Raw genomic sequence first — 14,532 nt, forward strand, 5'->3', positions numbered from 1 at the left:
CCAGCAGGGCGGCGGCGGTGGCGGCGGTGGCTGGGGCGGCGGCCCCGGCGGCGGCCAGCAGGGCGGCGGCGCTCCGGCCGACGACCCCTGGGCGACCAGCGCCCCGGCCGGCGGCCAGCAGGGCGGCGGCGGTGGTGGCTGGGGCGGCGGCTCCGGCAACTCCGGCGGCGGCTACTCGGACGAGCCGCCCTTCTAGGCCCGTATGCGCTGTTTCACGTGAAACCGCTGTTTCACGTGAAACGGTGCCCGGTCTGGTCAGGGCGACCAGCACAAACTTCTTGATCACACTGGAGAGAGACAATGGCGAAGCCGCCTGCTCGCAAGCCTAAGAAGAAGGTTTGCGTGTTCTGCAAGGAGAAGATCTCCTACGTCGACTACAAGGACACGAACCTGCTGCGGAAGTTCATTTCCGACCGCGGCAAGATCCGTGCCCGCCGGGTCACCGGCAACTGCACTCAGCACCAGCGTGACGTCGCCACGGCCGTGAAGAACAGCCGTGAGATGGCGCTGCTGCCCTACACCTCCACCGCGCGATAAGGGAAGGGTGACCGATTCATGAAGATCATCCTCACCCACGAGGTCTCCGGCCTCGGCACCGTCGGCGACGTCGTGGACGTCAAGGACGGTTACGCCCGTAACTACCTGGTCCCCCGTGGTCTGGCGATCCGCTGGACCAAGGGCGGCGAGAAGGACGTCGAGCAGATCCGCCGCGGTCGTCGCATCCGCGAGATCGCCACGATTGAGCAGGCCAACGAGGTCAAGTCGCAGCTCGAGGGCGTCAAGGTGCGCCTGAAGACCCGTGCCGGTGACGCCGGCCGTCTGTTCGGCTCCGTCACCCCGGCCGACATCGCTTCGGCGATCAAGGACGCGGGTGGCCCCCAGGTGGACAAGCGCCGGATCGAGGTGGCCGCCCCGATCAAGACCCTGGGCGCTCACCAGGTGTCGGTGCGTCTGCACGCCGAGGTTGCCGCCAAGGTGGGCGTCGAGGTCGTCGCCGCCTGACGGATACTCCCCCAGCTACCGCTGGGAGGTGCCCCCTCCCAGCTACCGCTGGGAGGTGCCTCTCCCGGCTACCGGGAAGGTGCCGCCTCCCCGCTGCTGGGGAGGTGCCCCGCCGGCGGTAGCCGGGGGGCCCGCTGTACAGCATGACTGAGGGCTGCGACCCACGCCGGGGTCGCGGCCCTCAGTCGTCTGCCCGACCTCTGCGCTCCGCGGCCTAGCCGCGCACCGCGCCGGTGACGATCCAGCGGCCCGAGCGGGTGCGCAGCCACAGGGTGACCAGCCGGACCGTCATCATCAGCGCCATGGTCCACCACAGGGCCGTGAGACCACCGCCGAGCGAGGGCACCAGCAGCGCGACCGGGGCGAAGACGGCCAGGGTGACGATCATCGCCCCGGCCAGATAGGCGCCGTCCCCCGCACCCATCAGCACCCCGTCCAGGACGAAGACGACCCCGGACACCGGCTGGATGACGGCCGTCACCAACAGGGCGGGCAGCAGGGTGTCCCGTACCGCAGGGTCCGAGGTGAACAGGGGGATGAACAGCGGGCGGGCCGCGATGACCAGCAGCCCGAGCACCACCCCGGAGGCCACGCCCCACTGGACCATCCGGCGACAGGCGGCGCGCGCGCCCTCGGCGTCGCCCGCCCCCAGATAGCGCCCGATGATCGCCTGGCCGGCGATCGCGATGGCGTCCAGGGCGAACGCCAGCAGGTTCCACAGGGACAGGACGACCTGATGGGCGGCGACCTCGTCGTCGCCGAGGCGGGCCGCCATCGCGGTCACGATCACCATGACGGCGCGCAGGGCCAGGGTACGGACCAGCAGCGGCACCCCCGCATGGGCGCAGGCCCGAATCCCGGCCAGGTCCGGGCGCAGCGTGGCGCCGTTGCGCCTGGCGCCCCGTACGACCACGGTGAGGTAGACGGCGGCCATGGCGCACTGGGCGATCACGGTGCCCCATGCGGAGCCCGCGATGCCGAGTCCGGCGCCGTAGACGAGGGCGGCGTTCAGGGCGGCGTTGGCCATGAAACCGCCGATGGCGACGTACAGCGGGGTCCGGGTGTCCTGGAGACCGCGGAGCACACCCGTGGCGGCGAGGACGACCAGCATCGCGGGGATACCGAGCGAGCTGATGCGCAGATAGGTGACGGCATGGGGGGTCGCGGTGCCCGAGGCGCCGAAGAGGCCGACGAGCTCCGGGGCGGTGGGCAGGGTGACGGCGATGACGGCGCCACCGAGAAGGAGGGCGAGCCAGATGCCGTCAAGCCCCTGGCGGAGCGCTCCGGCCAGATCGCCGGCGCCGACGCGGCGGGCCACGGCCGCCGTGGTGGCATAGGCGAGAAAGACAAAGATGTTGACGGCGGTGGTGAGAAGGGCGGCGGCGACGCCGAGCCCGGCGAGTTGCGGGGTGCCGAGGTGGCCGACGACGGCGCTGTCGACCATGACGAAGAGGGGTTCCGCCACCAGTGCGCCGAAGGCGGGGAGGGCGAGCGCGACGATCTCGCGATCGTGTCGCCGGGCGGTCTTCCGCTCGGTCGCGGGGGCCAGAGTCATGAGGGCAATCTAATCTTCCACAGGTAAGAGACACAACCCGGTCTCATCCCTTACATGCGAGGCTACGGGACGATCTCCTCTGCGCCGTTTGTCGTGATCTTGATCCAGGTGCCGAAGTTTTTCTCCTGCACAGCCCCTGAATGAAGAAATCCCAGGTCAGAGCCGTAAGTCTGGGGTGATTGTGTGTTTGTCCACAGCACTGTCCCCCGCCCCGTGCACAGGATCGCGGGACTTCTCCACAGGATGGCCCCCGTCATCCACACACCCTGTGGATAACCAAGTTGGCTGAAGGGGGAGAGGGGCCTACCGTGGTCCGGCGCCCGCTGCCTGTTCCGGCCTGGATTCCACCGAACCCGCTGCGCCGGAACCGGAAGTTGGGCGCCCTGTTTGTCATAGCCGTGGCGTAAGAAAGAGATGCGCGGCGAGGTCCGCACCGCGGACGGGAGGAGGTGGCGGGGTGAGCATGCCCGAGCCCATGGACGACCCCTGGGCGGACGCGGACTCCGGCCCGGTCGACCGGTTCCCTTCCCCCCGGTTCCGTCGCGGCGAAGGCGGCCGCGGCCGTGATGAACAGCATGAGCGCGGCCGGGAGTCGGGTGCCTGGGAGGGGGCGGGCTTCGAGCGCGTTCCGCCGCAGGACCTGGACGCCGAGCAGTCGGTCCTGGGCGGCATGCTGCTGTCCAAGGACGCCATCGCCGACGTCGTCGAGGTTCTCAAGGGCAACGACTTCTACCGCCCCGCCCACGAGACGGTCTACCAGGCCATTCTCGACCTCTACGCCAAGGGCGAGCCGGCCGACCCGATCACGGTCGCCGCCGAGCTCACCAAGCGCGGCGAGATCGCCCGCGTCGGCGGCGCCTCGTATCTCCACACCCTCGTCCAGTCGGTCCCCACCGCCGCCAACGCCGAGTACTACGCCGAGATCGTCCATGAGCGCGCGGTGCTGCGCCGCCTGGTCGAGGCCGGCACCCGCATCACCCAGATGGGATACGCGGCGGACGGCGATGTGGATGAGATCGTCAACAACGCCCAGGCGGAGATCTACGCCGTCACCGAGCAGCGCACCAGCGAGGACTATCTGCCGCTCGGCGACATCATGGAGGGCGCGCTCGACGAGATCGAGGCCATCGGCTCCCGCAGCGGCCAGATGTCCGGCGTGCCCACCGGCTTCACCGACCTGGACGCGCTGACGAACGGGCTGCACCCCGGCCAGATGATCGTCATCGCCGCCCGCCCCGCGATGGGCAAGTCCACCCTCGCCCTGGACTTCTCGCGCGCCTGTTCCATCAAGAACAACATGCCCAGCGTCATCTTCTCCCTGGAGATGGGGCGCAATGAGATCGCCATGCGTCTGCTGTCCGCCGAGGCGCGGGTGGCGCTGCACCATATGCGGTCCGGAAGCATGACGGACGAGGACTGGACGCGGCTCGCCCGCCGCATGCCCGATGTGTCCGCCGCCCCCCTCTACATCGACGACTCCCCGAACCTGTCGATGATGGAGATCCGCGCCAAATGCCGCCGCCTCAAGCAGCGCAACGATCTGCAGCTGGTGGTCATCGACTATCTCCAGCTGATGCAGTCCGGCGGCGCGCGGCGCCCCGAGAGCCGCCAGCAGGAGGTCTCGGACATGTCGCGAAACCTCAAGCTGCTGGCCAAGGAGCTGGAAGTCCCGGTCATCGCGCTCTCGCAGCTCAACCGTGGACCCGAGCAGCGCACGGACAAGAAGCCCATGGTCTCGGACCTGCGTGAAAGTGGTTCCATCGAGCAGGACGCCGACATGGTCATCCTGCTGCACCGGGAGGACGCGTACGAGAAGGAGTCGCCGCGCGCGGGCGAGGCGGACCTGATCGTGGCCAAGCACCGTAATGGCCCGACGGCCACGATCACGGTCGCCTTTCAGGGGCACTACTCGCGCTTCGTGGACATGGCCCAGACCTGACAGAGTGCTTGTAGGGTCTCAAATTCCGTGTCCTGTGCTGACACCGTGGCGTTACGGGCAATCGCCCGGTCCAGGGGCCAGCGGCATTACTCCGGCACCTACTGGTCCGCGACAGTCCGCGACCATTCCGGCCCGGCGGCCGACGATGTCGAGGAGATCGCCTCGGTGGTGTTGGGACAACTGCGCGAAGCCGAGCGGCGGAAGATGCTCGACCGCGCCGAGCATGTCCACGAGGTCCTGACGGGGTATCGGTCCGGCAGCCCGGAACTCGCGCGCGAAGGAGAGGCCAGGGGTTCGCAGGATAGAGCCGATGACCGGTGGGTCGAGACCGCGCTGGACGTGATGGTCGAGCACACCGGGGAGTCGAAGCCGTCACGCACGATGGTGATCGAGCGGACGAGGGCCCGAGTGATCGCTCGGTGCGGCCCGGATGTGGTGCCCCAGCCGAGTCGGGCGACGGCCTTCCGGCTGCCGGCAGAGCTGGAGAACCGGCGCCCGCTGTTCCGGCTGAGTATGCGACCCACTCCCTTCGGCAGAAAAGTGGCCGCTGCCGCCAAGCGTCTCATTGGCCCAGGCGGGCGGCCTTGACCGCGCGTTGGGCGAAGACGTCCTCACGGCGGTCTTCCATCTGCCGCAGCGCAGCCTTGCGGTCCCGTTTCGACAGGCGGTCGAGATACGTGTGGCCGACGACGTGATCGGTCTCATGCTGCAGACACCGGGCGAAGTACCCCAACCCCTCGATGACGAGAGGGTCGCCGTCCTTGTCGAACCCACGGGCGACAGCACGATCGGTGCGGGGAACCGCCATGGCGGCACCGGGCACGGACAGACAGCCCTCGAAGTCATCAACGAGTCGCCGACTCCCCGGACCGGGCAGGTCCAGAACCGGGTTGATGATGTGACCGACATGCCGGATCCCATAGTCGTCCGGGCAGTCATACACGAACAGCCGCAGGTCAACGCCAACCTGGTTGGCGGCCAGGCCAGCACCGTCGGCCACATACATGGTCAGGAACATGTCGTCGATCAACGCCGACAACTCCGGAGTCCCGAACTCGGTCACCTCCCGGCACGGACGGCTCAGCACCTCCTCACCCACCACCGTGACCCGGCGAACCGAACCCCGTCCCGCCTCCGGTGGGAGAGCTGGACAGGTGTCCACGGGGCGGCCTTGCACACGGACTTGCCGATCAACGGAACGGGACCGCTCGCGACGAACAGACATGGCTGTCTCCCTCTTACGCACGCCACAGATGCCGCCGAGGTCACCGCAGCTGATGCCTTCAGCAAGGACTACCGCTTGCCAGAGCCTTTGCAAAGTAGCAGACTTTGCAAAGTGACTGAAGACGACGTCAACACCCCGGACGACCAGGCAGCCGGCACCGGCGAAGAATTGCGCGAGCACGAAGTCCGCACAGCCTTGCTGGACCTGCTCGCCGAAGTCGGCACCGTCACGGCGACCGAAGCCGCCTCCCAGCTGGGCTACAGCTCCGGCCTCTGCTCATTTCACCTACGGCAGCTCGCACGTCACGGATACATCGAAGAGTCTCCCCACAGCGGAGGCCGCGCACGTCCCTGGCGTCTGAGGCAGCGCACCCCCGCTGCCGACGGTCCTACGGAGGAGCAGTTCGGCGACTTGGCTCGCGGGCTGGAGGACGAGAGCTGGCAGCGATGGCTGACCCAGCGAGATGAAGCGCCGTCCGAATGGCACCACGCCGAAGCCTTCAGCGCCGTTGCCTACCTGACACCCGAAGAGATGAGCCGGGTCGCGAACGTGATCCGACGGGCGCTCGCGCCCTACCAGGACCGCGAACAACGCCCCCTGGCCCGGCCCGACGGCGCTCGACCAGTGGCCCTCATTACCCGGCTGTTCCCCCTGCTTCCCCACCCAGCGGACGGAGCGGACCAGGAGTGATGAGCTGCCCGGCCGTTGGCACCCGCTTGAGGAATGACATGAGGCTGAGACGGCAGGCAGGCGACACGACGTGAGACAGCCAAAGAACCCGCAGGTCACGAGAGCACCCCATGCCACGGATCGCGAGATCCCACACTCAGGGCCGGTGACCCGAAGCGGCTACATCACGTCGGCCAGTTCCTCCAGCAGCCGCCGCTTGGGACGGGCGCCCACCATCGACCGCACCGGCTCACCGTCCCGGAACACCATCAGCGTCGGCATGGACAGCACACCGTACGCCGCCGTGGTGCCCGGATTGGCGTCCACGTCCAGCTCGACCACCTTGAGCCGGTGCGCCTCCTCCCGCGACACCTCCGCCAGCACCGGCGCGATCATCCGGCACGGCGGGCACCACGAGGCCGTGAACTCCACCAGCACCGGAAGCCCCGACTCCAGCACTTCCCGCTGGAAGGTCTCGTCCGTGACCGTGACCACTCCCGTGGTCCGAGTCGACGTCATCCTGCTCTCCTCCCTGTCGCTTCGTCTCCGTCATGCGGGTCATGCGGGCCCAGCTCGCAGCGCGGCCCGGGTCCCCCCGGTGCCGTCGCCGTGGCCTCCAGCGCGGCCATCGCCCGCTCCGCCTCGGCGAGCTGCGCCCCGACCTGCTGCCGTACGCCGTTCAGATGCGCGATGCACTCGTCCAGCTCGGCCAGCTTGCGGCGGTACACCGCGAGCGAGGCCGGGCAGGAGTCGCCCGCGGGGTGACCGGCGCGCAGACACTCCACGAACGGCCGGGTCTCCTCCAGGCCGAAGCCGAAGTCCCGCAGCGTCTGTATCTGCCGCAGCAGCCGCAGGTCGTCCTCGTCGTACGCCCGGTATCCATTGCCCGCGCGGCGCGCGGGCAGCAGCCCGAGCGTCTCGTAGTAGCGCAGCGTGCGGGTGGTCGTACCCGCCCGTTCGGCCAGCTCTCCGATCCGCATGGCCACGACGGTAGACCTTGACGCCGACGTCAATGCCAGGGCCGGTCAACTGGCCCATGGAACCGACCGGTCGGACATGGGCCGCGGGATATGGCGCGGCACATAGGGTGCGGGCATGACCGCGCCCATGGATGAGACCGCACAGCCGCTGCCCGCCACGCGCCGCGCCCTGTTCCGCCGGATCGCCGTCGCCCAGACCGAGGGCCGCGCGCCGTCCCTCGTGGGTGCGGTGGTGCGGGACGGGCGGCTGTGGTGGGTGGGGACGCGCGGTGAACTGGGCCGTGGGGCGCCCGATGCCAACACCCAGTACCGCATCGGATCGCTCACCAAGACCTTTGTGGCGGTGCTGGTGATGCGGCTGCGCGACGAGGGGCTGCTGTATCTCGGCGACCCGCTCTCCCGCCACCTGGACGTACCGGAGGCCGGGGACGCGACCATCGCCCAGCTGCTCTCCCACACCTCGGGCCTGGCGGCGGAGGCCCGCGGCCCCTGGTGGGAGCGTACGTCGGGCGAACTGCGCCCCGAGACGGCCGACATCTTCGGGGAGCGCCCGCTGCGCCACCCCGCCGGCCGCCGCCACCACTACTCCAACCCCGGCTTCGCGCTGCTGGGCGCGCTCGTCGAGCGGCTGCGCGGCGCGCCCTGGGACGAGGTGCTGCGGCGTGAGGTGCTGGAGCCGCTGGGGATGGCGCGCACCTCGGCGCTGCCCCAGCCCCCGCACGCCGAGGGCTGGGCGGTGCACCCCTGGGCGGATGTGCTGCTGCCCGAACCCGCCGTGGACACCGGCCGGATGGCCCCGGCCGGGCAGCTGTGGTCGACGGCCACCGACCTGGCCCGGTACGCCGCCTTCCTGATGGACGGGGACGAACGGGTGCTGGACCCCCGGACGCTGGCCGAGATGCGGGCCCCGGCGGCCGCCCCCGAGAGCGACGACTGGGACGCCGGCTACGGCCTCGGTATCCAGCTGACCCGTCGCGACAACCGCCTCCTCATCGGCCACACCGGCTCCATGCCCGGCTTCCTGGCCGCCCTGTGGGCGAGCCCGGAGGACGGGCTGGCCGGGATCGCGCTGGCCAACGCCACCTCCGGGCCCACGGTCGGCGCCGTCGCCGCCGACCTCGTACGGATCGCGGCCGAGCACGAGCCGCTCATGCCCGCGCCCTGGCGCCCGCTGCCCGAGGCCGATTTGGAGCTGGTGGCCCTGACCGGGCCCTGGTACTGGGGCCCCACCCCCTTCCTGCTGCAGCTGCGCCCCGAGCGGGGGCTCGAGCTGCGCCCGCTGAACGGGAGGGGCCGCGGCTCGCGGTTCCGGGCGGAGCCGGACGGCACCTGGACCGGGCTCGACGGCTACTACGCGGGGGAGACGCTGCGCGTGGTGCGGGGCGCGGGCGGCGGTCCGTACGGCGGGGCGGACAACGTCCACCTCGATCTGGGCACCTTCGTCTTCACCCGGGAGCCGTACGAGGCCGATGGCGCGGTGCCGGGCGGGGTGGACCCGCAGGGGTGGCGCCCGGGGGCGTGAGGCGCGCCCCGGCTCCGATCTGTGCCTGACCCTGGCGGTGGTACGCACCGGCGGGGGCTGGGTGGGCTCCGCGCACCGCCGCAGGCTGATCTCCGTCCACACGTCCGGCGGCCCCGCGTCCGCCACGTCCGAAGGAGATCCGCCATGCGCTCTTCAGCGCTGCGCGTCGGTGCGTCCCTGCTCGCCCTGACCGCGGTCATGGCCGCCTCAGGCCCGGCCACCGCCCGAACCGCGAGTGACCGGCCCGGGAGCGCCCGACCCGGGACCACTTGGTCGGCCGGGTGGGCGGCGCCCGTCCAGCGCCCCAGCGAGGGCTTCGAGGAGAACTGGGCCCTCAAGGGCTTCGCCGACCAGACCGTGCGCCAGGTCGTGCGGGTGACCGGCGGTGGCACCGCGGCACGGATCAGGCTGTCGAATCTGTACGGCGACGAGCCGCTGCGCATCGCGGGCGCGACCGTCGCCCGGACCGCGGGCGGCGCCTCGGTCGAGGCCGGGAGCGTGCGCAGGCTGACCTTCGGGCACCGGCAGTCGGTGACGATCCCGGCGGGCGGCGAGACGGCCAGCGACGCGGCGCCGGTGCGTGTGGCGCCGTTCGAATCGCTGACGGTGACGCTGTACTTCGCGGAGCCGACCGGTCCGTCCACGTTCCACGCCCAGGCCTATGCGAAGAGCTACCGCGCGGAGGGCGACCACGGCGCCGACCGTACGGGCGCGGCCTTCACCGCGTACACCCACTCCTGGTACTACCTCTCGGACGTGGAGCTGACCGGCGGGAGCGCCGGACGGCGCGGTTCCGTGGTCGCCTTCGGCGACTCCATCACCGACGGCTTCGGCTCGTCCTACGACGCCAACAGCCGCTGGCCCGACCTGCTGGCGGAGCGCCTGGCGGCGGCCGGCACCCCGCGCCCGGTCCTCAACTCCGGTATCGGGGGGAACCTGCTGCTGCACGACTCGCCCTGGTACGGGGACCGGGCGGGCGCCCGGTTCCGGCGCGATGTGCTGGACAAGCCGGGCGTCAGGTCGGTGATCCTGCTGCAGGGGCTCAACGACATCGGGTTCAGCGAGGTGGATCTGCCCACGTACAAGCCCAATCCGCAGGTCTCGGCCGAGCAGGTGATCGCCGGCTACCGCGAGCTGATCGCGCGGGCCCACGCCCGGGGGGTGCGGGTCGTCGGCGCGACGATCCTGCCCTTCAAGGGCGCCGAGTACCACACGGCGCGGTCCGAGGCGAAGCGCGCCGCGATCAACGAGTGGATCCGCACCTCCGGCGAGTTCGACGCGGTGGTCGACTTCGCCGCCGTCATGGCCGCGCCGTCGGATCCGCAGGCGCTCGACCCGGCGTACGACAGCGGGGACCACAAGCACCCCAACGACGCGGGCTACCGGCGGATGGCCGAAGCGATCGACCTCGGCGTCCTCTAGAGCGCGAGCTTGAATCCCACGTGCGAGGCCTCGAAGCCGAGGCGCTCGTAGAAGCGGTGGGCGTCGGTACGGGTCGCGTCCGAGGTGAGCTGCACCAGTACGCAGCCCGCGCGGCGCGACTCGTCGACGGCCCACTGGATCAGCTGGGTGCCGAGCCCGCCGCCGCGCTCGTCGGAGTGGATGCGCACGCTCTCGATGATCGAACGGGTGGCGCCGCGCCGGGACAGGCCGGGGATGACGGTGAGCTGGAGGGTCCCGACGGTACGGCCGTCCCGTACGGCGACGACCAGACGCTGGCCCGGGTCGCGGTCGATCCGCTCGAACGCCGCCTGGTAGGGGTCCAGGTCGTCCGGGGACTCGCGCCGGGCGCCGAGCGGATCGTCGGCCAGCATGGCCACGATGGCGGGTATGTCGTCGGCGGTGGCGCGGCGGATCTCGAAGTCGCTCATGGCGGGCAGCCTACGCGGGGGCCCACAGCCCTTCGACGGCCGTGACCAGCGGGGCCAGCTCGGGCCGTGCGGCGGCGTCCTGGAGGGCGTCGCGCAGCGCGGCGTCGTTGGTGGGGCGGGCCTGGTCGAGCAGTTCCCGGCCCGCCGCGGTGATGTTGGTGTAGATGCCGCGGCGGTCGTCCGGGCAGATGTACCGGGACAGCAGCCCGCGGTCCTCCAGGCGGGTGACCAGGCGGGTGGTGGCGCTCTGGCTGAGGACGACGGCGTCGGCGAGCTGGCGCATCTGGAGATGCCCGCCCGGGCCGTCGTGCTGCTCGCTGAGCACGTTGAGCACCGAGAACTCGCGGACGCTCAGCTCGTGCCGGGCCTGCAGCGCGCGCTCGACATGGGTCTCGATGCGGCCGTGCAGTGCGGACAGGGCGCACCAGCCCTGGGCCAGGGCCCGCCCGCCGAGCAGCGGCTTCTCCAGGGGCGGCGCGTCGGTCGGCGCATCCGGCATGGGTCCCCTCCTTGGGTGTGGTGCCCCCAGGGTAGTCCACTCGGCGAAAAAGACGGCGCTTGCAAATAAAGTCGTCTGGAATTATTGTCAACGCATTCAAAGGTTCCATGCAATCGTCTATTCGTTCTGAGGACCCCCCGACATGCCCCTCGCCCTGCTGGCGCTCGCCATCGGCGCCTTCGGTATCGGCACCACCGAATTCGTGATCATGGGACTGCTGCCCGAGGTGGCGGACGAGTTCCATGTCTCCATCCCCACCGCCGGATACGCGACCACCGGCTACGGGCTCGGCGTCGCCGTCGGCGCCCCGCTGCTGACCCTGCTCGGCACCCGGCTCACCCGCAAGCAGATGCTGGTGATGCTGATGGGGCTGTTCATCGCGGGCAATCTGCTCTCCGCGCTCGCCCCCGCCTTCCTTCTGCTGCTCGCCGGGCGGGTGCTCGCCGCCTTCGCGCACGGCGCCTTCTTCGGCATCGGCGCGGTGGTCGCCGCCGACCTGGTCGCCCCCCACAAGCGGGCCCAGGCCATCGCCACCATGTTCACCGGCCTGACCGTCGCCAACGTCATCGGCGTACCCATGGGCACCTGGATCGGCCAGACCTTCGGCTGGCGCGCGTCCTTCCTCGCCGTCGCCGGCCTCGGCGTGCTCGGCCTGGTCGGCATCGCCGCCCTCGTACCCAGCCGGCCCGGCCCGGCCGTCGGCCGCCTCGGCCAGGAGCTCGCGGCCTTCCGCAATCCGCAGGTGTGGCTGGCGATGATCATGACCGTGCTCGGCTTCGGCGGGGTCTTCGCCGCCATCACCTACATCACGCCGATGATGGTGGACGTGGCCGGCTACCCCGGCTCCGCCGTGACCTGGCTGCTCGTCCTCTTCGGCCTCGGCCTGGTCGGCGGCAACCTGATCGGCGGGCGCTACGCCGACCGGGCACTGATGCGGATGCTGTACCTCACCCTCGGCGGACTCGCCGTCGTCCTCGCGGCGTTCGGCTTCACCGCCCACAACAAGATCGCGGCCGCCGCCACCCTCGTCCTGGTCGGAGCCTTCGGCTTCGCGACCGTGGCGCCGCTCCAGAAGCGGGTCATGGACCAGGCACCGGACGCCCCGACGCTCGCCTCGGCGGCCAACATCGGCGCCTTCAACCTGGGCAACGCCCTGGCCGCCTGGCTCGGCGGGATCGTCATCTCCGCCGGAATGGGCTACACCGCGCCCAACTGGGTCGGCGCCCTGATGGCCGCGGCCGCCCTCGGTACCGCCGTCCTCTCGGCCACCCTCGAACGGCGCACCGCACGCACCGGGCGGATCGTCGCCGCGGGCGGGCTCGCCGCCGCCGACGAGCCGAGGGAGGACGCGACAGCCGTACGCTGACCCGCCCGTCGCCTACTCCTGTCACGCCCGCGAGCGGGCCGGGGAGCGGACCTGGGCGCGCGCGGCCACCCGGCGGCCGGACCGCGCTCCGGCCCCGGCCTTGTCCCCGCCCCCGGCTGCGGAGGAACGGCGTCCGGCCTGCCACCGACGGCCGCGCGCCGTCAGCCCCCACGGCTTGAGGACCGAGATGGCGGTGAGGAACAGATAGACGCCCAGCGCCACCGAGGGCGCGATGACGAGATCGACGGCGGAGGGCACGGCCCGGCCCGCCGAGGCATCGCCCGCGGCCGACGCGATCTCGGCCCGCAGCGCGACGATGGACGCGCCGACCGCGGGCACCGTCAGCCAGAACTTGATGTACACCCAGCGGTACCGGGCCAGCCCCCAGGGCGTCCCGAGCGACAGCGCCACCCCGCTCAGCAGGGACGCCAGGCTGATCGGTGCGATCAGCCAGTCGCCGAAGATCTTCATGGCGCGGTAGGCGGCCTCGGCGGTGTCCGCCGATCCGGACGCCGCCCCGGCGATGCCGAGCGCGAGCAGACAGAGGGTGAGCCCGAGCCAGCCGACGGAGACGACGACATGGACGACGAGGAGGGCCCTGCGGGCGGGGCGCGATAGGTTCGGCTGCATTCCTCCACGGTCGTCCGCGGCGCTCCGTACGGCGTCTGACGGCGGGAGTATCCGCGCGTACTCCCGCCGTACGCCGTGCCGCTCAGGGCCCCTAGGCTCAGCTTCCATGACCAGACTGCATCTGTTCGATCTGGACGGGACGCTCATCCACGGCTCGGCCGCCGCCGTCGAGATATCCCGTCAGCTCGGGGTGGAGCGGGAGATAGCCGAGCTGGAGCGGGCGTTCGCGGACGGGGCGCTGAGTACCGCCCAGTTCGCGCAGCGGGCCTGTGCGCTGTGGGGGGAGCTGACGGAGCGGCATGTGGCGGCGGCGTTCGAGGGGGCGCCGTGGCTGGTGGGGATCCGTGAGGTGTGGGCGGACATCCGGGGGCGTGGCGAGCGCTGTGCGGTGATTTCGCTCTCTCCCGGCTTCTTCGTGGAGCGGCTGCTGGAATGGGGCGCGGACGCGGCGCGCGGGTCGCGCTGGCCGGCCGTGCCGTTTCGGGAGCCGCTGGAGCCGGAGGGCATCCTCACTCCGGCGGCGAAGGTGCGCATCGCCGATGAACTCTGTGCGACGTTCGGTCTGAGCATGGAGGACTGTGTCGCTTACGGCGACTCGATGTCGGATGCGGAGCTGTTCGCCGTGGTGCCGGTCTCGATCGCGGTCAACGCCGACCACCATGTGAGCGAAATCGCATCGTGCGGCTATACCGGCCGTGATCTGCGGGAGGCCTACGAATTGGCTGGTAACTACCGGTAATTACGATGGTTCCCATGTGTAACGGAGCCGCCGGACTTGGGGCTTGTTAATTCATCCGGGCCCGGTAGGGTCGGATCCGGGTTCTGCGCGGCGGCTGTGTCGCGGGGCCACATCGGGGCAATCCAGCCTAACGGAACACGGGTGCCGTTACCTGGAGTTCCGGCTATGTGTCCTGTCCGGCGAACAAGCGTGGCATGCTGCCCATGGAGAAGTACGGGGCGGGCCGTCCGGACCAATCTCATCTCAACCAGTGGAACAGAGCGGGGAATTGCGGGCACATTCCGGCTTCGGAAGTGCGAAAACCGACAGAAAGATGTTCGAGGCGAGGCAACCATGGACGCTCCGACCACCACGCCGTCGGCCGGCAACGACGGTACCGGCGGAAACAGTGGCGACTGGGGTTGGTTCAGCCCCCCGAGCAAGAAGCGGGACGAGGACGCTTCCCCGGGCACGGACCAGGATGACGGTCGGCGGGCGCCCAGCCGCCCGGTGAGCCCGATACGGCCGGTCGGCACGGGCGCCGACCGCCGTATCG

At 70.7% G+C, this 14,532-nt stretch carries 16 protein-coding genes and 2 pseudogenes; 11 read left to right on the forward strand and 7 right to left on the reverse strand.

Translation table 11 applies throughout. The features are described 5' to 3' along the window. The 3 genes and pseudogenes from CCN51_RS37180 to rplI all read left to right on the forward strand — a co-directional run. Positions 1 to 196, forward strand: a pseudogene (locus tag CCN51_RS37180) (single-stranded DNA-binding protein); the annotation flags it as partial. A gap of 104 nt (positions 197 to 300) precedes the next feature. After that, a complete protein-coding gene (rpsR, locus tag CCN51_RS37185) occupies positions 301 to 537 on the forward strand; it encodes a 30S ribosomal protein S18 (RefSeq protein WP_003978893.1) in 237 nt (78 codons plus the stop codon). Positions 538 to 555: 18 nt separating this feature from the next. Then, entirely contained in the window at positions 556 to 1,002 is a 447-nt protein-coding gene (rplI, locus tag CCN51_RS37190) for a 50S ribosomal protein L9 (RefSeq protein WP_014177939.1), read from the forward strand. 214 nt (positions 1,003 to 1,216) lie between these two features. Here rplI and CCN51_RS37195 read toward each other — a convergent pair whose 3' ends face one another. After that, the gene (locus CCN51_RS37195; RefSeq protein WP_014177938.1) at positions 1,217 to 2,557 is read right to left on the reverse strand and encodes an MATE family efflux transporter; all 1,341 of its coding nucleotides are present in this window, start codon (positions 2,555 to 2,557) and stop codon (positions 1,217 to 1,219) included. A 475-nt stretch (positions 2,558 to 3,032) separates the two neighbouring features. Here CCN51_RS37195 and dnaB point away from each other — a divergent pair, with 475 nt between their 5' ends. Together dnaB and CCN51_RS37205 are read left to right on the forward strand one after the other, a co-directional pair. Beyond that, positions 3,033 to 4,496 carry a replicative DNA helicase gene (gene dnaB, locus CCN51_RS37200; RefSeq protein WP_043490853.1) on the forward strand — a complete coding sequence of 488 codons (1,464 nt, stop codon included), beginning with the start codon at positions 3,033 to 3,035 and terminating at the stop codon, positions 4,494 to 4,496. A 45-nt stretch (positions 4,497 to 4,541) separates the two neighbouring features. Beyond that, entirely contained in the window at positions 4,542 to 5,084 is a 543-nt protein-coding gene (locus CCN51_RS37205; RefSeq protein ID WP_014177936.1) for a hypothetical protein, read from the forward strand. On the opposite strand, the gene def is transcribed toward CCN51_RS37205, so the two are convergent. Next, positions 5,059 to 5,721 carry a peptide deformylase gene (gene def, locus CCN51_RS37210; RefSeq protein WP_043487241.1) on the reverse strand — a complete coding sequence of 221 codons (663 nt, stop codon included), beginning with the start codon at positions 5,719 to 5,721 and terminating at the stop codon, positions 5,059 to 5,061. The two genes, CCN51_RS37205 and def, sit on opposite strands and share 26 nt — an antisense overlap. 111 nt (positions 5,722 to 5,832) lie before the next feature. Here def and CCN51_RS37215 point away from each other — a divergent pair, with 111 nt between their 5' ends. After that, positions 5,833 to 6,411, forward strand: coding sequence for a helix-turn-helix domain-containing protein (locus CCN51_RS37215; RefSeq protein WP_014177934.1), 579 nt, complete (start codon positions 5,833 to 5,835; stop codon positions 6,409 to 6,411). Positions 6,412 to 6,570: 159 nt separating this feature from the next. Here the strand turns inward: CCN51_RS37215 and trxA are convergent, their stop codons facing one another. Next, positions 6,571 to 6,909, reverse strand: coding sequence for a thioredoxin (gene trxA / locus CCN51_RS37220; RefSeq protein WP_014177933.1), 339 nt, complete (start codon positions 6,907 to 6,909; stop codon positions 6,571 to 6,573). Next, complete coding sequence (locus CCN51_RS37225; RefSeq protein ID WP_055414240.1) at positions 6,906 to 7,370, reverse strand: MerR family transcriptional regulator; 465 nt, start codon at positions 7,368 to 7,370, stop codon at positions 6,906 to 6,908. Before CCN51_RS37225 ends, trxA begins: the two co-directional genes overlap by 4 nt. Before the next feature lie 115 nt (positions 7,371 to 7,485). On the opposite strand from CCN51_RS37225, the gene CCN51_RS37230 reads away from it, so the two are divergent. Further along, positions 7,486 to 8,892 (forward strand): serine hydrolase domain-containing protein, encoded by a 1,407-nt coding sequence (locus CCN51_RS37230; protein WP_043487239.1) that lies wholly within the window; start codon positions 7,486 to 7,488, stop codon positions 8,890 to 8,892. 144 nt (positions 8,893 to 9,036) lie between these two features. Continuing rightward, the gene (locus tag CCN51_RS37235; protein WP_014177930.1) at positions 9,037 to 10,314 is read left to right on the forward strand and encodes an SGNH/GDSL hydrolase family protein; all 1,278 of its coding nucleotides are present in this window, start codon (positions 9,037 to 9,039) and stop codon (positions 10,312 to 10,314) included. Here the strand turns inward: CCN51_RS37235 and CCN51_RS37240 are convergent. After that, entirely contained in the window at positions 10,311 to 10,763 is a 453-nt protein-coding gene (locus tag CCN51_RS37240) for a GNAT family N-acetyltransferase (protein WP_014177929.1), read from the reverse strand. The two genes, CCN51_RS37235 and CCN51_RS37240, sit on opposite strands and share 4 nt — an antisense overlap. A gap of 10 nt (positions 10,764 to 10,773) precedes the next feature. Continuing rightward, positions 10,774 to 11,262, reverse strand: coding sequence for a MarR family winged helix-turn-helix transcriptional regulator (locus CCN51_RS37245; RefSeq protein WP_014177928.1), 489 nt, complete (start codon positions 11,260 to 11,262; stop codon positions 10,774 to 10,776). A 142-nt stretch (positions 11,263 to 11,404) separates the two neighbouring features. Here CCN51_RS37245 and CCN51_RS37250 point away from each other — a divergent pair, with 142 nt between their 5' ends. Then, positions 11,405 to 12,628, forward strand: coding sequence for an MFS transporter (locus CCN51_RS37250; RefSeq protein WP_014177927.1), 1,224 nt, complete (start codon positions 11,405 to 11,407; stop codon positions 12,626 to 12,628). Between the two features lie 21 nt (positions 12,629 to 12,649). Here CCN51_RS37250 and CCN51_RS37255 read toward each other — a convergent pair whose 3' ends face one another. Beyond that, positions 12,650 to 13,258, reverse strand: a complete 609-nt coding sequence (locus CCN51_RS37255) for a DUF2269 family protein (protein WP_014177926.1) — start codon at positions 13,256 to 13,258, stop codon at positions 12,650 to 12,652. Positions 13,259 to 13,364: 106 nt separating this feature from the next. Between CCN51_RS37255 and CCN51_RS37260 the strand changes: the two genes are divergently transcribed. Then, positions 13,365 to 13,997 carry an HAD family hydrolase gene (locus CCN51_RS37260; protein WP_014177925.1) on the forward strand — a complete coding sequence of 211 codons (633 nt, stop codon included), beginning with the start codon at positions 13,365 to 13,367 and terminating at the stop codon, positions 13,995 to 13,997. Between the two features lie 333 nt (positions 13,998 to 14,330). Continuing rightward, a pseudogene (locus tag CCN51_RS56660) lies at positions 14,331 to 14,532 on the forward strand (globin domain-containing protein); the annotation flags it as partial.

The sequence above is a fragment of the Streptomyces milbemycinicus genome (assembly GCF_002154605.1).
GTDB lineage: Bacteria > Actinomycetota > Actinomycetes > Streptomycetales > Streptomycetaceae > Streptomyces > Streptomyces milbemycinicus.